This window comes from Vibrio campbellii CAIM 519 = NBRC 15631 = ATCC 25920, from assembly GCF_002163755.1.
GTDB classification, from domain to species: Bacteria; Pseudomonadota; Gammaproteobacteria; order Enterobacterales; family Vibrionaceae; genus Vibrio; species Vibrio campbellii.
This window is the reverse complement of sequence record NZ_CP015863.1, coordinates 1-22,996: the sequence shown is the minus strand read 5'-3', so window position 1 is coordinate 22,996 and position 22,996 is coordinate 1. Positions and strand designations below refer to the sequence as shown.

General features: G+C 47.4%; 17 protein-coding genes, 2 tRNA genes, 1 rRNA gene and 1 other annotated feature. Of the genes, 13 read left to right on the top strand and 7 right to left on the bottom strand.

Annotation, left to right across the window (positions count from 1 at the left end; all coding sequences use genetic code 11):
• Positions 1–55 precede the first annotated feature (55 nt).
• A complete protein-coding gene (locus A8140_RS00110; RefSeq protein ID WP_005536405.1) occupies positions 56–316 on the bottom strand; it encodes a BufA1 family periplasmic bufferin-type metallophore in 261 nt (86 codons plus the stop codon).
• Between the two features lie 279 nt (positions 317–595).
• On the opposite strand from A8140_RS00110, the gene uvrD reads away from it, so the two are divergent.
• Positions 596–2,770, top strand: coding sequence for a DNA helicase II (gene uvrD, locus A8140_RS00105; protein WP_033000658.1), 2,175 nt, complete (start codon positions 596–598; stop codon positions 2,768–2,770).
• 819 nt (positions 2,771–3,589) lie between these two features.
• Here the strand turns inward: uvrD and ggt are convergent.
• The 4 genes from ggt to rarD form a co-directional block, all read right to left on the bottom strand.
• Positions 3,590–5,356 (bottom strand): gamma-glutamyltransferase, encoded by a 1,767-nt coding sequence (gene ggt, locus A8140_RS00095; RefSeq protein WP_005536407.1) that lies wholly within the window; start codon positions 5,354–5,356, stop codon positions 3,590–3,592.
• Between the two features lie 111 nt (positions 5,357–5,467).
• Positions 5,468–6,127, bottom strand: coding sequence for a LysE family translocator (locus tag A8140_RS00090; RefSeq protein WP_033000660.1), 660 nt, complete (start codon positions 6,125–6,127; stop codon positions 5,468–5,470).
• A 91-nt stretch (positions 6,128–6,218) separates the two neighbouring features.
• A complete protein-coding gene (locus A8140_RS00085; RefSeq protein WP_005536409.1) occupies positions 6,219–7,016 on the bottom strand; it encodes an AraC family transcriptional regulator in 798 nt (265 codons plus the stop codon).
• A gap of 71 nt (positions 7,017–7,087) precedes the next feature.
• Positions 7,088–8,002, bottom strand: coding sequence for an EamA family transporter RarD (rarD, locus tag A8140_RS00080; RefSeq protein WP_038863559.1), 915 nt, complete (start codon positions 8,000–8,002; stop codon positions 7,088–7,090).
• A 176-nt stretch (positions 8,003–8,178) separates the two neighbouring features.
• On the opposite strand from rarD, the gene recQ reads away from it, so the two are divergent.
• The 3 genes from recQ (at position 8,179) to A8140_RS00065 (ending at position 11,238) form a co-directional block, all read left to right on the top strand.
• Positions 8,179–10,014 (top strand): ATP-dependent DNA helicase RecQ, encoded by a 1,836-nt coding sequence (recQ, locus tag A8140_RS00075; protein ID WP_005536003.1) that lies wholly within the window; start codon positions 8,179–8,181, stop codon positions 10,012–10,014.
• A 9-nt stretch (positions 10,015–10,023) separates the two neighbouring features.
• On the top strand, positions 10,024–10,329 hold the full coding sequence (locus tag A8140_RS00070) for a DUF3630 family protein (protein WP_005536002.1): 306 nt from the start codon (positions 10,024–10,026) through the stop codon (positions 10,327–10,329).
• Positions 10,330–10,563: 234 nt separating this feature from the next.
• Entirely contained in the window at positions 10,564–11,238 is a 675-nt protein-coding gene (locus A8140_RS00065; RefSeq protein ID WP_005378770.1) for a 7-cyano-7-deazaguanine/7-aminomethyl-7-deazaguanine transporter, read from the top strand.
• Between the two features lie 203 nt (positions 11,239–11,441).
• On the opposite strand, the gene gppA is transcribed toward A8140_RS00065, so the two are convergent.
• Positions 11,442–12,935: a guanosine-5'-triphosphate,3'-diphosphate diphosphatase gene (gene gppA / locus A8140_RS00060; protein ID WP_005536001.1), complete on the bottom strand. Its 1,494-nt coding sequence runs from the start codon at positions 12,933–12,935 to the stop codon at positions 11,442–11,444.
• A gap of 19 nt (positions 12,936–12,954) precedes the next feature.
• The gene (gene rhlB / locus A8140_RS00055; protein WP_005536000.1) at positions 12,955–14,268 is read right to left on the bottom strand and encodes an ATP-dependent RNA helicase RhlB; all 1,314 of its coding nucleotides are present in this window, start codon (positions 14,266–14,268) and stop codon (positions 12,955–12,957) included.
• A gap of 111 nt (positions 14,269–14,379) precedes the next feature.
• Between rhlB and trxA the strand changes: the two genes are divergently transcribed.
• The 9 genes from trxA (at position 14,380) to A8140_RS00010 (ending at position 22,524) form a co-directional block, all read left to right on the top strand.
• Positions 14,380–14,706, top strand: coding sequence for a thioredoxin TrxA (trxA, locus tag A8140_RS00050; RefSeq protein ID WP_004745500.1), 327 nt, complete (start codon positions 14,380–14,382; stop codon positions 14,704–14,706).
• Positions 14,707–14,902: 196 nt separating this feature from the next.
• Complete coding sequence (rho, locus tag A8140_RS00045) at positions 14,903–16,162, top strand: transcription termination factor Rho (RefSeq protein ID WP_005535997.1); 1,260 nt, start codon at positions 14,903–14,905, stop codon at positions 16,160–16,162.
• Positions 16,163–16,268: 106 nt separating this feature from the next.
• The gene (locus A8140_RS00040) at positions 16,269–17,261 is read left to right on the top strand and encodes a hypothetical protein (protein ID WP_005535995.1); all 993 of its coding nucleotides are present in this window, start codon (positions 16,269–16,271) and stop codon (positions 17,259–17,261) included.
• 130 nt (positions 17,262–17,391) lie between these two features.
• The gene (ubiD, locus tag A8140_RS00035) at positions 17,392–19,245 is read left to right on the top strand and encodes a 4-hydroxy-3-polyprenylbenzoate decarboxylase (protein WP_005535993.1); all 1,854 of its coding nucleotides are present in this window, start codon (positions 17,392–17,394) and stop codon (positions 19,243–19,245) included.
• Positions 19,242–19,511, top strand: a complete 270-nt coding sequence (locus A8140_RS00030) for a 2Fe-2S iron-sulfur cluster-binding protein (RefSeq protein WP_005535991.1) — start codon at positions 19,242–19,244, stop codon at positions 19,509–19,511. The genes ubiD and A8140_RS00030 overlap by 4 nt, the downstream gene beginning before the upstream one ends.
• Positions 19,512–19,525: 14 nt before the next feature.
• The gene (gene fre / locus A8140_RS00025; protein WP_005535989.1) at positions 19,526–20,239 is read left to right on the top strand and encodes an NAD(P)H-flavin reductase; all 714 of its coding nucleotides are present in this window, start codon (positions 19,526–19,528) and stop codon (positions 20,237–20,239) included.
• A gap of 471 nt (positions 20,240–20,710) precedes the next feature.
• Positions 20,711–22,263: ribosomal RNA gene (locus tag A8140_RS00020) — 16S ribosomal RNA — on the top strand.
• A gap of 65 nt (positions 22,264–22,328) precedes the next feature.
• A tRNA-Ile gene (locus A8140_RS00015) sits at positions 22,329–22,405 on the top strand.
• 43 nt (positions 22,406–22,448) lie between these two features.
• A tRNA-Ala gene (locus tag A8140_RS00010) sits at positions 22,449–22,524 on the top strand.
• A gap of 279 nt (positions 22,525–22,803) precedes the next feature.
• Positions 22,804–22,996: a sequence feature (23S ribosomal RNA rRNA prediction is too short), on the top strand.

The following is a 22,996-nucleotide window of genomic DNA, read 5'->3' as shown; positions in this document are numbered from 1 at the left end:
GAAGAGTGCGTTGCTTGAGCATCAACGCACCCTCGCAGCAATTAGCGATGAAAGATTACGAAGAAGAAGTGCTACCGCCAGTCAGTTTGTCACACAGACCTTTTGGTACGACTACGAATGCGTCTTTTTGGTTATCTTCTTTAGAAGTACCGGCACATGAGCTGCTTTTCGTTGCACAGTCGTTTTTACCTGCTTTAGAAACGCCGTAGCACTTTTCTTTCTCAGCAGCCACCGCTGGAGCCGCGGTTAGCATTGTGCCGCCAAGTGCTAGAAGACCAGTAACAGCAGCAGTAACGGCTAGATTCGACTTTTTCATAATAAATTCCTCTGAATGATGTCCTTTACTTTAAGTTGGCAAGGTGAACCGCCTGTTCTGGCGTTTTGTTATCAGCTTGCTTAATTTAAGAGATAGGAAACGGACTAAAAAACTTTCATAAATATTTTAGAAATCAATAGATTTGAAAGGTAGAATTTATATAAACCCTTGATGTTTAGAGTGAAAATTCAACGATTTTTTTATGAAATTTTGTCTAATCTGAACTGGTTGTTTAGGTTATAATCTATTTTTATGTATAAATAACCAGTAGCTCTCATCATGATGGATCCATCTCTATTACTCGACGGTTTGAACGACAAACAACGTGAAGCCGTTGCAGCACCTCTAGAAAACTTGCTCGTCCTTGCTGGTGCAGGGAGTGGTAAGACACGCGTTCTTGTTCACCGTATCGCTTGGTTGATGTCGGTAGAGCAGGCTTCTCCGTTCTCAATCATGTCGGTAACCTTTACCAATAAGGCGGCGGCAGAGATGCGTGGACGTATCGAAGAGCTAATGATGGGCAGTGCAGGCGGTATGTGGAATGGTACTTTCCACGGCATTTGTCACCGTATTCTGCGTGCGCACTATCTTGATGCCAAGCTACCGGAAGATTTCCAAATCATCGACAGTGACGACCAACAGCGTCTACTAAAGCGTTTGATCAAAGCGCAAAACCTTGATGAGAAGCAGTGGCCAGCACGCCAAGTGGCATGGTGGATCAACGGTAAGAAAGACGAAGGTCTGCGCCCGTCGCACATTGATGCGTACCATGATCCAGTGACCAAGACATATCTGCAGCTGTACACCGCTTACCAAGAAGCGTGTGATCGTGCTGGTTTAGTCGATTTTGCGGAAATCTTGCTGCGCGCACATGAGCTACTGCGTGATAACAAGTTCGTCCGTGAACACTACCAAGCACGCTTCAAGCATATCTTGGTGGACGAATTCCAAGATACCAACAACATTCAATACGCTTGGCTACGTATGATGGCGGGCCCTGAGTGTCACGTGATGATCGTAGGTGATGACGATCAGTCGATTTACGGTTGGCGTGGTGCAAAAGTCGAGAACATTGAGAAATTTACGCTGGAATTCCCAAGCGTGAATACCATTCGTCTTGAGCAAAACTACCGTTCAACCAAGACCATTCTGGAAGCGTCCAACGCTCTGATCGCGAATAACACCGAGCGTATGGGTAAAGAGCTTTGGACTGATGGCGTTGTCGGTGAGCCTATCTCGGTATACAGCGCTTACAACGAACTAGACGAAGCACGTTTTGCGGTAAACAAAATCAAAGAGTGGCAAGACAAGGGCAGTGCACTGAATGACGCTGCAATGCTTTATCGTAACAACGCCCAGTCGCGTGTACTTGAAGAAGCATTAATCCAAGCTGGTCTGTCTTACCGTATCTACGGCGGCATGCGATTCTTCGAACGTCAGGAAATCAAAGATGCCTTGAGCTACATGCGTCTGATTGCCAACCGTAATGATGATGCGGCATTTGAACGTGTAGTGAATACGCCAACACGTGGTTTGGGTGATAAGACGCTTGAAACCATCCGTTTTGCGGCTCGTGACCGTGGTTGCACCATGTGGGAAGCGAGTATGGCTATGTTGGATGAGAAGGTGCTTGCTGGTCGTGCTGCTGGTGCATTAAGTCGTTTTATCGAGCTTGTTACGGCACTAGAAGACGACACCATCGAGATGCCGCTGCATCACCAGACTGACCATGTGATCAAATACTCGGGCTTGTTCGCGATGTACGAGCAAGAGAAGGGCGAAAAGTCTAAGGCGCGTATTGAGAACTTGGAGGAATTGGTGACCGCAACTCGCCAATTCGAGAAACCAGAAGAAGCCGAAGACATGTCACTGCTGACGGCATTCCTAACCCACGCGGCACTAGAAGCGGGCGAAGGACAAGCGGACGAGTTTGAAGATGCGGTTCAGCTTATGACATTGCACAGTGCGAAAGGTCTAGAGTTCCCATTGGTGTTTATGGTTGGTGTGGAAGAAGGCATGTTCCCAAGCCAAATGTCGGCAGAAGAAGCTGGGCGTTTAGAAGAAGAACGCCGTCTGTGTTACGTAGGCATGACCCGTGCAATGCAGAAACTGTACATCACTTATGCTGAAATGCGCCGTTTGTACGGTCAGGATAAGTACCATAAACCGTCTCGCTTTATCCGTGAACTGCCAGAAACTTGTTTAGACGAAGTACGCATGAAGGCGCAAGTTAGCCGTCCTGCAAGCAGCGGTCGATTTAGCCAAACGGCGGTGAAAGAGAGCTTTAATGAAACTGGCTTTACGCTAGGTTCTCGTGTGATGCATCCAAAGTTTGGTGAAGGCACCATCATCAACTTCGAAGGCAGTGGTCCACAGAGCCGCGTACAGATTGCCTTTAATGGTGAGGGCATCAAATGGTTGGTGACTGCTTACGCACGACTAGAGAAGCTGTAAGGCTTTAACAAAACTAATCAACTTAAGAGCTGCTTCGGCGGCTCTTTTTGTTTGTGCTGTTTTTGTGTCGCTAACGCAGTAAAAAATGGAATGATAAATGGAGTGCAAAAGCGCGATTTAACGATGCCGTTTTAAGTGAAAGTAGGGTGTTGTTAGTGAATGTCTGTTTTCTGCAGGGCTGCTGAGAAAAATTTTAAGCAAAGAAAAACCCCGAGGGCTTGCGCCCATCGGGGTTATAGTCTTACTCGCAGCAATCCGGCTACTAAGAGTGCTCCATGCATCTAATCCATGATAGTGTGCTGAATCCGTCAGCTTAATCCTTACGTCGCCTTCCTAGCGGTGTCCTTAATGACCTTATCCTGGTCTGCTAACTATCCCCGTTAGCTCTCATCACTTGTTCCCTGAGCGGTGTCCCTGACATCATCCTGATGTTCAAATCCTTGCCTCGTCCAGAGGTGTCCATTTCCCGTCCTTAGTAGCAACCATCCTAGTCACTATTGATTCCGTTCAATGTCCAATTTTGCAATCCATGCCCGACCATTCATCCTGAATAACCGTTTCTTCTTCCTGAAGTTCACCAAGTCCGTGGTGTTTCCTGTTCCGTGTCAGCATCCTTCCGACAGGTTTAATATTACGTGTTTAACGGTTTCCAACAACGGACAAATCTCACATTTTTTTACTCTCTTAGCGTTTAAAAAAGATACATAACCATTTAAATCAATGCTTTATGGGTTTTTGTGCGTAGTTTTGCCATTAAAAAAGAGAGGTTTGCTCAACCCTTTGTGAGAGATCTCGCACAAAGGGTCGAGCTAAATGCGCTTATTGTCCGATAGCGGCACCTTCACGTCTTGGATCGGCCGCACCTTCTAGGCCTTGCCCAGTTATACGTATAGCATGCAGTCCAGAGTTCAAATCACGAACATCGGTCTTAAAGCCCATCTTCTCCAACGCAGGTTGCAAGCTTTCTGCTGCGGTACCTTGCTCAATATCTAAGGTACCAAAACGGTTCAGCAATCGTGGCTGATTAATCGCGCTCTGGATGTCCATATCCCATTGCGTGTGAGCGATAATGGCTTGTGCAACGTAACCAATGATGCGGCTGCCACCCGGTGAGCCAATTGCCATGTAAGGCTTGTCATCCTTCATCATAATGGTTGGTGCCATGGATGAACGTGGGCGTTTGCCCGGTTCTAAGCGGTTCGCGATTGGCACACCATCTTGATGAGTGCGGAAAGAGAAATCGGTCAGTTCGTTGTTGAGCAAGAAGCCGCGCACCATCAAGCGTGAGCCAAAAGCGTTTTCAATGGTTGTTGTCATTGAAACTACATTGCCTTGCTTATCGACGATATTGAAATGGCTGGTGGAAGGCAGCTCGATTGATTGGTCCATGCTTAAGTTCATCGTGTGCGACCAAGGAGGGGTGCCGGCTTCAACCTTAGTTAACGCTTTACCGACTTGAATAAGTTCAGCACGTTGTTTGAGATAGTCTTTATCAAGCAAGCCTTCGGTCGGCATTGGCACATAATCTTGGTCTGCCATGTACTTACCGCGATCTGCAAACGCAAGGCGAGATGCGTCGGCGATCACTTGCCATGATTTCGCGCTCTCGGCTCCCCAACCTTTAAGATCGTATTGCTCGGTGATCGCGAGAATCTGGCCAACCGTCAATGCGCCAGAGCTTGGTGGTCCCATACCGCAAATATCATAGCTTTGGTAAGCCGCACAAACCGGTTCACGTTGCTTGATTTGGAACGCATCAAAGTCAGGTTGTGCCAATACGCCAGGATTGCCCGGTGCATTTTGTACTGTCTTGATAATGTCTGTGGCGATATCGCCTTGATAGAAAGCTTTTGCCCCTTGCCCTGCAATTGCCGTCAGAGTTTGCGCGTATTGCGGGTTCTTCAACAACGTGCCTTCAGCTTTTGGTGAGCCATCAGGATTAAAGAAGTAAGCCTTAGTCGCAGGGAAGCGTGATAGGCGCTTGGCATCTTTCTCAATCAGACTCGCGAGGCGAGGACTGACTTCGAAACCTTGCTCAGCCATGGTAATCACAGGTTGGATGATCTTCTTCCATTCCAACTTGCCGTATTTTTGGTGCGTGTCCCACAGTAGTTTCACAGTGCCAGGAGTGGCAACAGAGCGCCCACCGACAACCGCATCGTAAAATTGCAGTGGTTGTCCTTTGTCATCCAGGAAGAGTTTCGGCGTCGCGGCGAGCGGTGCGGTCTCGCGTCCATCATACGTGGTTAGTTTTTGCTTCTCACTGTCCCAATACACTAAGAAGGCACCGCCACCAATGCCAGAAGATTGCGGTTCTACCAAGCCCAGCATCAGTTGCACGGCAACCATGGCATCAATAGCATTACCACCTTGTGCAAGAACATCCGCACCAGCTTGGGTGGCAAGTGGGTTGGCTGCGGTGACCATATAGTCTTTGGCTTTGACCAATTGCTTTTGCTCGAAGCCAGTACTGTGCTCCGGTGCAACGGCATCTGCTGCTTGGTTAGCAAAGGCTGAGGTAGATAAAACGAGTGGGGAAGTAAGAAAAAGACCCGTGGTCACGAGTCGGTTGAACGTCCAATGCATGATGACTCTCCATGTTGCCAGTTTTGTGCTTTCAGCTTGGCAGTCATGAAGAGTCACGTCGAGTCAGCAATCTTAGAAATGTCGATTGTGCTACGCTTTTAAATCAGTACTTTATCCGATAAAAGTGCTGATCGTTTGGTACAAAATACTGCCACCCACTAGGGTAAATACCACCCCACACAGACCGTCGATGTAGATGCCCGCTTGCTGCAATTTACGTTGTAAGCGCTGTGTTGATAGCATCCACGCGAGACTAGAGAACCAAAGCAGAGATAAACCAAACAGAATCACCAGAGCCATGCCTTTACCAGTCACTGACATGCTGGCAGGGACTAAGCTCGACATTAAACTGATAAAGAAAACCAAGGCTTTCGGGTTAAGAATGTTGGTCGCGAACCCTTTAGCAAATGCCTGACGTTTGTTGCTGATCACTAGGTTATTTTGCTTCTTAGGTTGATCCGCCTTTGGGTTTTTGATCATTGAGATCACGGCGCGCAATGCACCAATACCTAAATAGAGCAGGTAACTACCACCGAGCAGCTGCACTACGGAATACAACACTGGGTGCTGGTGGACGATATAACTCACGCCTGTCAGGCTGAACAAAGAGTGCAGCAAAATACCGGCAGACAAACCCAATGCGATGTACAAACCAGTTTGGCGCCCGTGGCGCGCTGCATTTTGTATCACGAGCGCAAAGTCTGGGCCTGGGCTCATTAGGGCAATAAAGTGGATGCTGGCCAATGTCAGCAATATAGTGGATTCATTCATAATACATCTCAAATATAACCAATGTGGCTATTGTCGTATCAAGCATCGTGTCGCGCTTGTAAAAAACTGACAGCTTTTTCGGTCAATGAAATTATCGAGTCACTTGAGAAGGGGAAACGCCGTAGGTCTGTTTAAATGCTTTGCTGAAATGCGCTTGATCATAGAAACCGATTTGATGGGCGACGTCGGTGCCGCATTGGCCAGATTGCAGTAACTTCATGCCTTGCTCGAGGCGCAAGCGAGCAAACCAAGCATAAGGTGTCATGCCTGTTTGCGCTTTAAAGTGGCGCTGGAACTGAGTTGGGCTCAGTTGGCACAGCTCTGAAAGTGAATCCAAACGCACCGCTTGGTCGAGATTCGCCATTAGATAATCTTTTAATGTTCCAAGCGATTGATTTCCTAACGGCACCACTTTCTCTCGCTCAAGCGATCCGTAGCGATCAAAAAGCTGGTTAAATCCTTCAAAAGGAAGGCAATCTTTGGTGAGCTGGCTGAGGTTTTCACGACGAAGTAGCCCGTGCAAGTTACTAAGTTGTGAAAATATCTGCGGATCCGAGATGATCAGCTCGTTGAAGTGTATTATTTGACCGTTTTGCTTAAGATCAGCCAGATCGCTCAATAGGTGAGGTTCGATCGCAAACACATTTACTTCATAGCCACTCTCTAGCTTAGATTGCCCGTCGTGCAGCTCATCTGGCGGCATAAGCACGATTTGCCCGTGGCCGACATGGTGACTGTTGCCTTGGAATTGGAACTTCTGCGCGCCATGCGTGATCAGACCGAGGTGAAAATCCAGATGGTAATGCCTTTGGAAAGTAAAGGTCTGGTATTTCGCCTCAATCAGACTCAAGTCGTTATGGTCGGTTGCGTAGTATTGAATATGTTCCATTAAAGAAAAAAGCTTGGTCACAATATAACCAAGCTTATCCATCAATTTCTTAAATGTCTTGTAAAAAACGATCACTGTGCCTGCATGGCTTTGCGTGACTTACGGTTGTTACGCAGACCATCAAAGCTAAATACCACCAAGGCACCCCAAATAAAGGCGAAGGTGATGGCTTTATCACTGGTGAACGGTTCGCCGTAAATCAGTACCGCCAATAAGAACATCAAGCTCGGTCCAATGTACTGAAAAAAGCCTAAAGTTGAGAGTTTTAGGCGCGTAGCTGCACCGGTAAAGCACAGTAGCGGCAAGGTAGTGATGACACCTGCGGCAACCAATAGAGTATTCAACTGCCATGGGTTCTCAAACATGTTTGAGGTCGGGGTGCTGGCAATAAAAAACAGAAAGATACTTGCCGCAGGTAACATGACGAGAGTTTCAATGAATAACCCCGTTTGTGCTTCCACACTGACTTTCTTACGCAGTAAGCCGTAAAAACCAAAGCTCATTGCCAGTGCGATAGCAACCACAGGGACAGAGCCAAACACGATCAGTTGCACTAATACACCACAAGCCGCCAGCGCGACTGCGAACCATTGCAGCTTACGTAACCTCTCTCCCAGAAATACCATCCCGAGTAACACATTGATTAACGGGTTGATGTAATAGCCGAGACTGGCATCGAGCATATGATTTGAAGTGACCGCCCAGATGAAGATCAGCCAGTTAGCCCCGACCAAAATGGCGGTGGAAACTAAATACATCATTTTGGTTTTATTTTTAATGATGTCTCGAACCGAGCGCCATTGGCGACCAAAGTGGAGGAGTGCGGCTAGTAAAAAGAAAGACCAAAATACTCGGTGGCTTAAGATCTCAAGTGGTGAGACTTCAGCAATCGATTTGAAGTAAATGGGTGCGATGCCCCACATGGTGTACGCACCAACTGCAAGCAGGACGCCTTGCCGTGCGCGTTGTTCTTCTTCTGGTGTCATGGGATGTCACCTAATTGAGTTTTTATAGAGCAGAAAATCAGTATACGAGTCGTGAGCAGAATCACCTAACAATTTGCGGTTTTATTCGCCATGAAACCCCATTACAATGTGCCCTCACTTTGCGTGCTAGTGGCATGCATAAGCACCTCTTTTTAAGACCCAATCTGAGATTTTTCATGACCTCGACTTTGCTAGCCGAACAATCTGATTCGCCTTTGACGCCTCAACGTGTGTTGGAGGATGTGTTTGGTTACCAAGAGTTCCGAGATGGTCAGCAACTGGTGATTGATGCTGCAGTAGAAGGTCGTGACAGCTTAGTTATCCTACCTACTGGTGGCGGTAAATCGCTGTGTTATCAAATCCCTGCTTTGGTTCGTTCTGGGATTACTTTGGTGATTTCTCCGCTGATTTCGCTGATGAAAGACCAAGTCGATCAGCTTAAAGCCAACGGCGTGGCAGCTGAGTGCATCAACTCGACCATGCCTCGTGAAGAATTGCTCAGTGTGTATAACCGTATGTATACCGGGCATATTAAGTTGGTGTACGTCTCGCCAGAACGCGTATTGATGCGTGACTTTATTGAGCGCTTGGAAAACCTGCCGCTATCGATGATTGCCGTTGATGAAGCGCACTGTATTTCCCAATGGGGACACGACTTCCGTCCAGAATACGCCGCGCTTGGTCAACTTAAGCAGCAGTTTTCCCATGTGCCATTTATGGCGCTGACAGCGACGGCGGATGACGCAACGCGCCGAGATATTCTTGAGCGCCTGCAACTGAATAATCCAGAGGTTTATCTAGGCAGTTTCGACCGTCCTAACATTCGATACAACTTAGTTGAGAAGCACAAGCCAGTTTCGCAAATCGTTCGTTATCTTGAAACCCAAAAGGGTAACTGCGGCATCATCTATTGTGGTAGCCGTAAGAAAGTTGAGATGGTGACCGAGAAGTTGTGTAACAACCACATTCGTGCTGCTGGTTATCACGCCGGTATGGATGCTGATGAGCGCGCTTACGTTCAAGAATCTTTCCAACGTGATGACATCCAAATCGTAGTGGCGACTGTGGCATTCGGTATGGGCATCAACAAACCAAACGTGCGCTTTGTGGTTCACTTTGATATCCCGCGCAATATCGAGTCTTACTATCAGGAAACCGGTCGTGCAGGGCGTGATGGTTTGCCTGCGGAAGCGATGATGTTGTATGACCCTGCGGACATCAGTTGGCTGCGTCGTATGTTAGACGAGAAAGACGACGGTCCACAGAAGCAGGTGGAAACCCACAAACTGAATGCGATGAGTGCCTTTGCTGAAGCGCAGACTTGTCGTCGTCAGGTGCTATTGAATTACTTTGGTGAGTATCGAGAGAAGCCATGTGGCAACTGCGATATTTGCTTAGATCCACCGAAACACTTTGATGCCACGGAAGAAGCGCGTAAGGCGTTGTCTTGTGTGTACCGAGTGAATCAGAGCTTTGGTATGGGCTACGTGGTAGAAGTGCTACGTGGCATGCAAAACATTCGTGTACGTGAAAACGGGCACGATAAGATTTCTACCTACGCGATAGGTCGCGACCACAGCCACGATTACTGGGTGAGTATCTTCCGTCAGTTAATCCACAAAGGGCTGCTGTTCCAAAACATCACGCGTAACTCAACGCTGCAACTTACTGAAGAGGCGCGTCCGCTGCTACGTGGCGATGTGACGCTAGAATTAGCGGTTCCACGTTTAGACACCGCAGCACGTGCGGCTAAATCAGATAAACTGACCAGTAAGAACTACGACAAAAAGCTGTTTGCTAAGTTACGTAAGCTGCGTAAGTCGATTGCTGATGAAGATGGTTTGCCACCATACGTGGTCTTCAGTGACGCTACTCTGATTGATATGGCGGAAATTCTGCCAACGTCTTACGGCGAAATGCTGGCAGTCAGCGGCGTTGGTCAGCGCAAACTGGAGAAGTACGCCGATCCATTCCTCGATTTGATTCAAGAACACATTACTCACCACGGATAAGGAACCAAGATGCAAAAGGAATTTGGCTTAGCGGACTACATGGCACAAGAAGGTCGCTTAATCATTACCGCGCCGAGCTTTGACCTTGATAGCTTTCCTGCTTTAGGTGAGCGTTTAGTCGGCTTGCTTTCTGCTACTGTGGTGGAAAAGCAGTGGGATGCAGATATTCACTCTTGGCTGATCGACTTTGAAGGTTGCCGACTGTTTATGAAAGCAGAGCATTACAGCGAAGCGATTTGGTTTGAAGCCCTAGCGATTGATGAGAGCAGGGAAGAGCTGGATTATCTTGCAGGATTGTTCCAACGCGGCTTCTAAAAATAGAATCTTTCTAAAAAGGGTGTTTCACATGAAACACCCTTTTTTATGCTCAAACGTTTGCGTAAAACAGACGGCTTGCGGCGGAAAGTGGTTAATGTATAATCGCCCACCGCTTCGCTCAGAAAGAGCCAAGCCAGTTTATTTTTCATTTTACATTGTTGGTAAGAGCCACTTTATTCAGTGACTCGATTTGGGTTCCCTCACCCCCAAACCAAACTAAAAAGGTATCGCATGAGTAACTTTACCCCTGCGCAGCAGCGCAACGCCCTTATCTATCTGGTTCTATTCCACCTAGTCATTATTGCATCTAGCAATTACCTAGTTCAGCTACCGTTTACTATTTTCGGTTTCCATACCACTTGGGGTGCATTCACTTTCCCATTTATCTTCTTAGCGACTGACTTAACTGTGCGTATTTTCGGTGCTCAGTTGGCGCGTAAAATCATCTTCTTAGTGATGTTGCCTGCTTTAGCAGTGTCTTACTTCCTATCGGTGGTGTTCTTCGAAGGTCAATTCCAAGGTTTTGGTCACCTAGGGGAATTTAACTTATTCGTTGCTCGTATCGCGATTGCTAGTTTCATGGCGTACCTACTTGGTCAGATCATGGATGTGCACGTGTTTAACCGCCTACGTCAAATGAAGCAATGGTGGGTGGCACCAACGTGTTCAACGCTTTTCGGTAATGCACTTGATACCATCGCTTTCTTCGCCATTGCGTTCTACCAAAGTCCAGATCCATTCATGGCGGAGCATTGGACGGAAATCGCGCTGGTAGATTACGGCTTCAAACTGATTATCAGTCTTGGTTTGTTCGTTCCTATGTACGGCGTATTACTGAATTACCTAATTAAGAAACTGACTGCGGTGAACCCTGATTTTAAGGTGACGACAAGCGTTCAGTCTTAATATCAGTGGGAACCCCGAAAGCCGCTTGCTCAAATCAAGCGGTTTTTTTGTATCTGTTTACTAGGGTTTGGAGCGTTTTGTACAGCGTGGGGGTAATTAGATCATGGGTGTCCAAAAGCTCCCTAAGCTGTACGAAGGTAAAAATGAGCAATAAAAAAGGCCCCGATAGGGACCTTCAACTAAGCAATAAGTTATCGTGAGGTTTAGCAAGTCACGATACTTAACGGCCAGCCAATGTCTGTTTGACGGTTGGACTCAATTTCCAACTCAGCGGTTGTCAGTGGGTTTGCCTCTAGCCATTTCGCATCAATACTTAGCGTCAGTTTGTCGCCTTCCGCAGTGAGAGTCACACATGGCTCTAGATCTGGATTACGACGATGGCTGAGTAAAACCGCAAGACGCAATAGGCGCAGTACGCGTTTACCACTGGTGCCTGAAAGGGCATGTTGCTCAGGCAGTGACGTCAGTTGTTCACGGTAACGGCGAGCAATTTCACCGATAAAGAACTTCTGTGCACGGGTGTAACCAGGCAAATCCAGATGCTGTAGCAGGTAAGCGCTGTGCTCACCGCCCTTTTTGAAGTCGATAGTTAGACCGATTTCGTGCAGTTTGGCTGTTGTTTCCAGCAGGACTTTACCCTGAGGTTCTGCAACCCAAGCTTCACCGCCAACTTGCTCAAGCAGTTTACCCGCAAGTTTTGCGACTTGTTCGCCGTATTGGCAATCTAGCTGGTAACGGTTTTGTACGCTGCAAATGGTGCGTGCACGGATGTCGTTTTGACGAAGCTCGTCAACCATCTCGTACACCAAGCCTTCACGCAGTGCGCCGCCAGCCAGTGTCATGGCATCGATTTCTAGTAGCTCAAAGATCGCAATTAAAATGGATAAGCCACTTGGGAATACCAGAGCACGCTCTAGGGTCAGACCTTCAATATCGAGTTCTTCCAAGTGATCAGCAAGCATCGCCTGCTTTTGTAGGCGCTTAAGTTTGGAGTGAGTAATTACTTCGTCCATACCCTGCGCTAGCATTATCTCTTGTAGTGCTTGAACGGTACCCGATGCCCCAACACATACATCCCAACCTAGGTCTGTGTACTGCTCTAATATCGGCATCAGAGTTTGCTTCGCGCCTTCAATGGCAGCGTCGAAGTTGCGTGCGTTCAGTTGGCGGTCTTTGAAGAAGTTCTCTAGCCAAGTCACACAGCCCATTTTCAGACTGGTCAGTGCTTTGGCTTCGAAACCTTCACCGATAATCAGCTCGGTACTTGCACCGCCGATATCGACCACAAGGCGACGACCACTACCGCCAGAGGTGTGTGCAACACCTTTATATATAGTGGCAGCTTCTTCTTCGCCGGTAATCACTTCGATAGGCTGACCTAAAATTTGGTTCGCCTTCTCTAGAAAAACATCCACATTGGTCGCGGTTCGCAATGTCGCGGTACCCACAATGCGGATGTTCTCTTTAGGAATATCCTGCAAGCGTTCTGCAAATAGACTTAAGCAGTCCCATCCTCGCTGCATAGCTTCCATACTAAGAGAGTTATGTTCATCTAAGCCCGCGGCCAGACGAACTTTGCGCTTAATTTTAGCCATAGTTTGAACGCTGCCATCGATGTGACGCACAACGAGCATGTGAAAACTGTTCGACCCGAGGTCGATGGCGGCGTATAGCGGTGATGATCCTGCTTGACTCATAAACGACTTCAGTTTCCTTTTATGATTGTTTTGGCGCTGATTGACGCGGCTGACGAGGACGACGTCCTTGCGGCTTACGGTTACCAGAGCGAGTGCCACCGGTATTGGTGCGACGTTGCTGAGAACGAGGCGCGCGCATACGAAGTGGTGCAGGCAGATCTTGGATTAGAGCCGAAGCGTCGTAATCAGAAACTGGGATTGCGTGCTCAATGTATTCTTCGATTGGTGGCAGGTTGATTGCGTAATCTTCACAAGCAAAGCTAATAGAGTGACCGCTTGCGCCAGCACGACCAGTACGACCGATACGGTGAACGTAATCTTCACAGTCATCTGGTAGGTCGAAGTTGAATACGTGTGTAACTTGAGGAATATGAAGACCACGTGCTGCAACGTCAGTTGCGACTAGTAGGTCAACTTCACCACGAGTGAATTGCTCAAGGATTTTTTCACGCTTCTTCTGTGGTACATCACCAGTCAGTAGACCAACACGGTGACCATCGGCTGCTAGGTGACCCCAAATCGACTCACACTTATGCTTAGTGTTAGCAAAAACGATCGCGCGGTCTGGCCATTCTTCTTCAATAAGCGTTTGAAGCAGTGCCATCTTGTCTTCATTCGAAGGGTAGAAAAGCTCTTCTTGGATGCGATGACCAGTTTTTTGCTCTGGCTCAACCACAACATGCTCAGGGTTGTGCATGTGTTCGAAAGCTAATTCTTGTACGCGGTAAGACAGCGTCGCTGAGAACAGCATGTTCAAACGCTCTTTTGGCTCAGGCATACGACGGAACAAGAAACGAATGTCTTTAATAAAGCCAAGATCGAACATACGGTCCGCTTCATCTAGAACAACGGCTTGAATGTTGTTTAGGTTGAATACGCGCTGCTTGTAGAAATCAATGATACGGCCAGTAGTGCCAATAAGAATGTCTACACCATCTTGAAGCTTGGCAAGTTGCTTATCGTAGCTTTCGCCACCGTAAGCTAAAGCCGCTTTAAGACCTGTGCTCGCAATCAAAGGCTCAGCATCGTTAAAGATCTGAATCGCTAGCTCACGCGTTGGCGCCATAATGATTGCGCGCGGTTGAGTTGGCTTACGACCTTCGTGCTCTGGTGTGGTCAGAAGGTGGTTGAAGGTAGCAGTAAGAAACGCGAGGGTTTTACCAGTACCCGTTTGGGCCTGGCCTGCAATGTCTTGGCCGGTGAGCAGTACCGGCAACGCCAAGGCTTGGATAGGGGTACAATATTCGAACCCTTTTTTCTCCAATCCTTCAATAACTTGGGGCTTTAAACCCAAATCGGCGAACTTTTGCTCTGTGATATGCGTCTTTTTCATGGCGATAGAATATCAGCTAAAGCTTGCAATAAGAAAGTAAATACATTCCAATAGGGCATCTATTTACTGGTTATCATCCAACCAGTTTCGAAAAACACATTGGAGTGGAAGATGAGTGATAAGATTTTGCAGCTTACTGATGACGGTTTTGAAAACGATGTAATCAACGCTGCAGGCCCGGTTCTAGTTGATTTTTGGGCAGAATGGTGTGGTCCTTGTAAAATGATCGCTCCTATCTTGGACGAAATCGCTGACGAGTACGAAGGCAAACTCACTATCGGTAAACTAAACATTGACCATAACGCAGGTACACCACCTAAGTTTGGTATTCGCGGCATTCCAACGCTACTGTTATTTAAAGACGGTAACGTAGCGGCAACGAAAGTTGGTGCTCTGTCTAAGACTCAACTAAAAGAGTTCCTAGACGCAAACCTATAATCACCAAGTGATTACAAACAAAACCGTGCAATATGACAATGCGCGGTTTTGTTTTTCTAACTCTGGACTAGAATATTAATTAGTGCTACCGTATCGCGCGTTAATTGAACAAATTTCTCTTCTTGGTCGATCCTGAGACCAAATCCATCTTAACTAGAAAACAGATCTTATTTTGACTAAACAAGCATCCACCACCATGAATCTTACTGAACTGAAGAACAGACCTGTGTCTGACCTTGTAAAGCTTGGCGAAAGCCTGGGTCTTGAGAACCTGGCTCGTCTAAGAAAACAAGACATCATCTTCGCAATTCTTAAAGCGCACGCAAAAGGCGGCGAAGACATCTTTGGCGATGGGGTTCTGGAGATTCTGCAAGACGGCTTTGGTTTCCTACGTAGCGCGGACAGCTCATACCTTGCTGGTCCTGACGATATCTACGTTTCGCCAAGTCAGATTCGTCGCTTCAACCTACGTACTGGTGACTCAATTGCTGGTAAAATTCGCCCACCAAAAGACGGTGAGCGTTACTTTGCCCTGCTAAAAGTCAACACAGTAAACGACGACAAACCAGACAATGCTCGTAACAAGATCCTATTCGAGAACTTAACGCCTCTACACGCTAACGAGCGTATGGTTATGGAGCGCGGTAACGGTTCTACAGAAGACATCACAGCACGTGTTTTAGACTTGGCATCGCCAATTGGTAAAGGTCAACGTGGTCTGATTGTTGCTCCGCCAAAAGCGGGTAAGACAATGCTTCTGCAAAATATCGCTCAAAGCATCGCGTACAACCACCCAGAGTGTGAGTTGATGGTACTTCTTATCGACGAACGTCCTGAAGAAGTAACAGAGATGCAGCGTCTAGTTAAAGGTGAAGTAGTAGCGTCAACGTTCGATGAGCCAGCTTCTCGCCACGTACAAGTTGCGGAAATGGTAATCGAGAAAGCAAAACGTCTTGTTGAACACAAGAAAGACGTGGTTATCCTGCTTGACTCTATCACTCGTCTAGCTCGTGCATACAACACCGTAGTGCCTTCATCAGGTAAAGTACTAACTGGTGGTGTGGATGCAAACGCACTACACCGTCCTAAGCGTTTCTTCGGTGCTGCGCGTAACGTAGAAGAAGGCGGCAGCCTAACTATCCTTGCTACGGCTCTAGTCGATACTGGTTCTAAGATGGACGAAGTTATCTACGAAGAGTTCAAGGGTACAGGTAACATGGAAATCCACTTGAACCGTAAGATTGCAGAGAAACGTGTATTCCCTGCGATTGACTTCAACCGCAGCGGCACACGTCGTGAAGAGCTTCTAACTAAGAACGAAGAACTTCAGAAGATGTGGATTCTACGTAAGATCGTTCACCCAATGGGCGAAACTGACGCGATGGAGTTCCTAATCGACAAGCTAGCGATGACTAAGACCAACGACGAGTTCTTCGATGCAATGCGTCGTCAATAGTCTCAGATAAGCAATTCTGCGAAGAGCCACCGTATATCGGTGGCTTTTTTATTGCTTTCTCCCGATAGAAGCAGCAGAATGAAGGAAATGTTATCGGGAGGTTAACATGCAACAAGGAATGTTGTCGTCATTACTCCTGAGCTTGTCACTTATCACACTACCCGCGACGTCAACTGCCAAGGAAATGCAGGAAACCGTGGTAGAGCAGTGGCTTCAGGACTCTCAAATACAGACCAAAGTATCTGAACTGCTTGATTACGCAGTCAGGGACGAGGTTGACTCGCTTAAATTTGCCCTAGACCGGCTTGCCTTTCCTCAACAAGAAGTCGTCCGTTTCCTTTTGCTCGAAAAGCTAGAGCAACAAGAACTCATCCTTACCCCAAGAATGTCGATTTTTGTCGAATCCCAAATCAGCATAACTCCAACTTACCAAGTGCTTGAGCGAGGGGATGGTTATGAGTTCAGTGTACCTGCGTTTAATTTCCCGGCCATTGCTAGCCGTCTGATAAAACGCTGGAAGCAGGATCAGAGAACGTTAGAATTTGTTTTGGAAGCAGAGCGGCAGGAGCTAAGCCTCAGGGATTGGTTAACAGGTACGACGCATCAAGTGCAAACCAGAGAAGCGTTACTTATCCGTGAGCTAGACAGCTTATCGCCAGACGCGCTTGAAGCACTGACCAAACAATTAACCCATGCTAATGTTACCAGCTGGCTGCCATCTACAGCCGTGATTGTGCGTTTGGCACAAGTAAGCCAAAATCAGGCGATGTACGATCTGTTGTGGCGTATGCGTGCTGATTACAACAGCCAAACAGAGTTAGCCAGATTAGCAGAAGTTGGTGATGAGTTTTCACTACAACAGTTGATGAATTCCACCGTCAATCCAACCTTAAAACCTTATGCGATTGAACTGCTCACAAGATCCAATCCACTCTCTCATGACGTAAAACAATTCCTAGTGGCCAAGATGGCACTTTCAGAAGAAGCTACTTTGGTTGCTAGAGAACTCGCAAAGCAAGGGCATCACTCGTGGTTAGAAGAGTTGGTCTCAAACAATCACCAAGTAAAAACACGACAGATTGCGGAATTCTTGGAATAACTGCTGTTGATGTTCTTTAAGTAACGATTCTTGTCGCTATCGAGTTCACATACCCACACAAAATAGGAGGATCTTAGCGTCCTCCTATTTGTTATACTGCGGACAGTTTAATCAGCCAGCATGAAGGCCTATGAGTTTTAAGGATTTACGTGAATTTATCGACCACCTAGAACAGAAAGGTCGACTTCAACGCATCACTCACCCCGTCGACCCCGCTTACGAAATGACAGAAATTAGCGACCGTACCTTGCGTGCTGGTGGCCCTGCGCTGTTGTTTGAGAACCCAATTGGTTACGACGTACCTGTTTTGACGAACCTATTTGGTACGCCAGAGCGTGTCGCGATTGGTATGGGACGTGAAGACGTTAAAGAATTAAGAGAAGTCGGTAAGCTGCTGGCTTATTTGAAAGAACCTGAGCCACCAAAAGGCTTCAAAGACGCATTGGAAAAATTGCCAGTGTTCAAGCAAGTATTGAACATGCCAGCCAAGCGCTTAAGAAAAGCATCGTGCCAAGAGATTGTGTGGCAAGGTGATGAAGTCGATTTGGATAAAATCCCGGTGATGAGTTGCTGGGCAGAAGACGTTGCGCCATTGCTTACGTGGGGCTTAACCGTGACCAAGGGTCCGAATAAGAAACGTCAGAACCTAGGCATTTACCGTCAGCAGAAAATTGCCAAGAACAAAATCATCATGCGTTGGTTAGCTCATCGTGGTGGTGCGCTTGACCTGCGCGATTGGATGGAAACCCATCCAGGTAAACCTTTCCCAGTTTCGGTCGCGTTTGGTGCAGACCCAGCTACCATTCTTGGTGCAGTAACGCCAGTGCCAGATACGCTATCGGAATACGCATTTGCAGGTTTGCTACGTGGCAGCAAAACGGAAGTCGTGAAGTCAGTTAGTAATGATTTGGAAGTGCCAGCGAGCGCTGAAATCGTGATGGAAGGCTATATTGACCCGAACGAGTTTGCCGATGAAGGTCCTTATGGTGACCACACTGGCTACTACAACGAAAAAGAAAAGCACCACGTGTTTACCATTACGCACATTACCATGCGTAAAGACCCAATCTACCACAGTACCTACACAGGCCGTCCGCCAGATGAACCCGCTGTATTGGGTGTGGCATTAAACGAAGTATTTGTGCCGATTCTGCAAAAGCAATTCCCAGAGATTGAAGACTTCTACCTACCACCAGAAGGTTGTTCTTACCGAATGGCGGTCGTCACCATGAAGAAGCAGTACCCAGGACATGCCAAGCGCATAATGATGGGTGTGTGGTCTTTCTTGCGTCAATTCATGTACACCAAGTTTGTTATTGTGTGCGATGAATCGGTAAACGCGCGAGATTGGAATGATGTCGTTAAAGCCATGTCAGAGCATATGGATCCTGTACGTGACACCTTGATGATAGACAACACGCCAATCGACTCACTTGACTTTGCTTCGCCTGTGGTTGGTCTTGGCTCCAAGATGGGGTTAGATGCAACTATTAAATGGGATGCCGAGCTAGCGACGCGAACCGGGGTCACTGAGCGAGACAGCAAAGCGATTACTGAAACAGAACTGAATGAGTTGAAACAGCAACGCCCTGAGATTGTCGATATCTATCTACCTGCAACAGCTAATAACCAGTTCGCTGTTGTGACCATGAAGAAAGACCAAGCTGGTCAATCGCAAGCCTTGATGGAATACCTGTGGGACTTCTTTGCTCAGTACACGGATAACAAATTCATTATCTTGTGCGACGATGACGTTAATGCACGAGATTGGAATGACATCATTTGGGCTGTAACAACCCGGATGGATCCAGATAGAGACACTATTCAAGTGCATGGTAAGACTCATAGTTCATCCAAATTAGGACTGGATGCGACCAACAAGTTCGAATCCGAAGTCACGCGCGAGTGGGGTACGCCTATCAAAAAAGATCCTAAACTTGTGGCTAAAGTCGATGAGATTTGGGACCAGTTAGGTATTCTATGAGTCATCAAGTCCACCTTCTACCAATGGACGTTAGGTTCCAAGTAAAAGAAGGGGAGACGGTGTTGGAAGCTGCGCTCAACAACAATATTCGCTTCCCACACCGTTGCCAAGTTGGCGCTTGCGCCATGTGTATGTGTAAAAAGCTAGCGGGCGAGGTGAGTTACCACCTCGAACCGATGCTAACCGAAAAAGAGCAACAGCAAGGTTGGATATTCCCTTGCCAAGCCTATACAGAAAGTAATTTAGTGCTTACTTTTGATGAGTAAGCGAGAGGAACACCATGACCATCCAATGTAAAGTAAAGTCTATTCAGCCGTTAGCTTGTAATACTTATCAAATCCTTCTTCATCCAGAATCACCTGTACCTTTCAAAGCAGGTCAGTACCTTATGGTAGTGATGGGTGAAAAAGACAAACGTCCTTTCTCTATTGCGAGCAGCCCATGTCGTCATGAAGGTGAACTTGAACTGCACATCGGTGCGGCGGAACACAACGCTTATGCACTAGAAGTCGTTGAAGCAATGCAAGCGGCACTAGAAACAGATGGTCATATCGAGATTGATGCTCCACATGGTGATGCTTGGGTTCAAGAAGAAAGCGAACGCCCACTATTATTGATTGCTGGTGGTACTGGCTTTAGTTACGTGCGTTCGATTCTGGATCACTGTGTTGCACAGAGCAAAACCAATCCTATCTATCTATACTGGGGTGCGCGCGACAATTGCCAACTTTACGCTAAAGAAGAGTTAGTCGAGATCGCTGCAAAGTTTGCTAACGTTCACTTTATTCCAGTAGTAGAAGAAGCACCTGCCGACTGGCAAGGTAAAGTTGGTAACGTACTACAAGCGGTGAGTGAAGATTTCGAAAGCTTAGAAAACTACGATATCTATATTGCAGGTCGTTTCGAAATGGCTGGCGCAGCTCGTGAACAGTTCACTCAGAACAAGAAAGCGAAGAGTGAACGTATGTTCGCAGACGCGTACGCATTCATTTAAATACGGCTTTTGAGGCAGAAAAAGAGGGTTTTTTACCCTCTTTTTTGCTTTTTTGATGAAATAGTCATCGAACAGTCAGTTTTTTCCATTTTTTTTCAAAAAAGGGTTGCGAACGGATCAGAGTTCCCTATAATGCGCATCCACCGACACGGCAGACGCCATAAGGCTTCAGCAGAGTCGGAGAGGTGAAAGCTTCTGAGAAAATAAATTGAAAAAAGTGTTTGACACTCTCAATTATCTCGTTAGAATGCACCTCCGCTTTGAGAGAAAATCTTCTCGATAAGCAAGCTCTTTAAAAATATAGACCTATCAATCTGTGTGGGCACTCGTTGATGATAATCCAATTAGAAGCTTCGGCTTCAAATTAGGTTTCAATGAAACGAAGTGACCATTGAATCAAAAGATTCAGCACAGTCAATTCAAACATTACTTTATGTAATGTTCAGTATTCATTGAGCCGAACAAAATCTTAAATTGAAGAGTTTGATCATGGCTCAGATTGAACGCTGGCGGCAGGCCTAACACATGCAAGTCGAGCGGAAACGAGTTATCTGAACCTTCGGGGAACGATAACGGCGTCGAGCGGCGGACGGGTGAGTAATGCCTAGGAAATTGCCCTGATGTGGGGGATAACCATTGGAAACGATGGCTAATACCGCATAATGCCTACGGGCCAAAGAGGGGGACCTTCGGGCCTCTCGCGTCAGGATATGCCTAGGTGGGATTAGCTAGTTGGTGAGGTAAGGGCTCACCAAGGCGACGATCCCTAGCTGGTCTGAGAGGATGATCAGCCACACTGGAACTGAGACACGGTCCAGACTCCTACGGGAGGCAGCAGTGGGGAATATTGCACAATGGGCGCAAGCCTGATGCAGCCATGCCGCGTGTGTGAAGAAGGCCTTCGGGTTGTAAAGCACTTTCAGTCGTGAGGAAGGTAGTGTAGTTAATAGCTGCATTATTTGACGTTAGCGACAGAAGAAGCACCGGCTAACTCCGTGCCAGCAGCCGCGGTAATACGGAGGGTGCGAGCGTTAATCGGAATTACTGGGCGTAAAGCGCATGCAGGTGGTTTGTTAAGTCAGATGTGAAAGCCCGGGGCTCAACCTCGGAATTGCATTTGAAACTGGCAGACTAGAGTACTGTAGAGGGGGGTAGAATTTCAGGTGTAGCGGTGAAATGCGTAGAGATCTGAAGGAATACCGGTGGCGAAGGCGGCCCCCTGGACAGATACTGACACTCAGATGCGAAAGCGTGGGGAGCAAACAGGATTAGATACCCTGGTAGTCCACGCCGTAAACGATGTCTACTTGGAGGTTGTGGCCTTGAGCCGTGGCTTTCGGAGCTAACGCGTTAAGTAGACCGCCTGGGGAGTACGGTCGCAAGATTAAAACTCAAATGAATTGACGGGGGCCCGCACAAGCGGTGGAGCATGTGGTTTAATTCGATGCAACGCGAAGAACCTTACCTACTCTTGACATCCAGAGAACTTTCCAGAGATGGATTGGTGCCTTCGGGAACTCTGAGACAGGTGCTGCATGGCTGTCGTCAGCTCGTGTTGTGAAATGTTGGGTTAAGTCCCGCAACGAGCGCAACCCTTATCCTTGTTTGCCAGCGAGTAATGTCGGGAACTCCAGGGAGACTGCCGGTGATAAACCGGAGGAAGGTGGGGACGACGTCAAGTCATCATGGCCCTTACGAGTAGGGCTACACACGTGCTACAATGGCGCATACAGAGGGCAGCCAACTTGCGAGAGTGAGCGAATCCCAAAAAGTGCGTCGTAGTCCGGATTGGAGTCTGCAACTCGACTCCATGAAGTCGGAATCGCTAGTAATCGTGGATCAGAATGCCACGGTGAATACGTTCCCGGGCCTTGTACACACCGCCCGTCACACCATGGGAGTGGGCTGCAAAAGAAGTAGGTAGTTTAACCTTCGGGAGGACGCTTACCACTTTGTGGTTCATGACTGGGGTGAAGTCGTAACAAGGTAGCGCTAGGGGAACCTGGCGCTGGATCACCTCCTTATACGATGATTACTCACGATGAGTGTCCACACAGATTGATACGGTTTATACGAAAGAGACGATACTGGGTCTGTAGCTCAGGTGGTTAGAGCGTTCGCCTGATAAGCGAGAGGTCGGTGGTTCGAGTCCACTCAGACCCACCAATTCCCTTCCCAAGGAATTGGCATACAGTATCGACACCTTGATGGGGCTATAGCTCAGCTGGGAGAGCGCCTGCCTTGCACGCAGGAGGTCAGCAGTTCGATCCTGCTTAGCTCCACCATCTTTAAGCGCACTTTCTTTGCTATAGAAAGTAGAGTGCTTTTAAAAATGGTTTCATTAAGAAATCTAGCTCTTTAACAATTTGGAAAGCTGACAAATCAACAATTTATTGTTGATTGTAAAGTTCTCAATGTTTGTCTTTATGACAAACACCAATACAACACATTCAAGTGTTCTTGGAATTTGAGTCCGGCAAAATCGAAAGCTATCTCGCTCATTCAAATAATGAGATAGCAACTTTGGTTGTTTAACTTCAATTCGAAACTCCTTCGGGTTGTATGGTTAAGTGACTAAGCGTACACGGTGGATGCCTTGGCAGTCAGAGGCGATGAAGGACGTATTAACTTGCGATAAGCCCAGATTAGGTAGTAAAAACCATTTGAGTCTGGGATTTCCGAATGGGGAAACCCACTAGCATAAGCTAGTATCGCTGCGTGAATACATAGCGCAGCGAGGCGAACCGGGGGAACTGA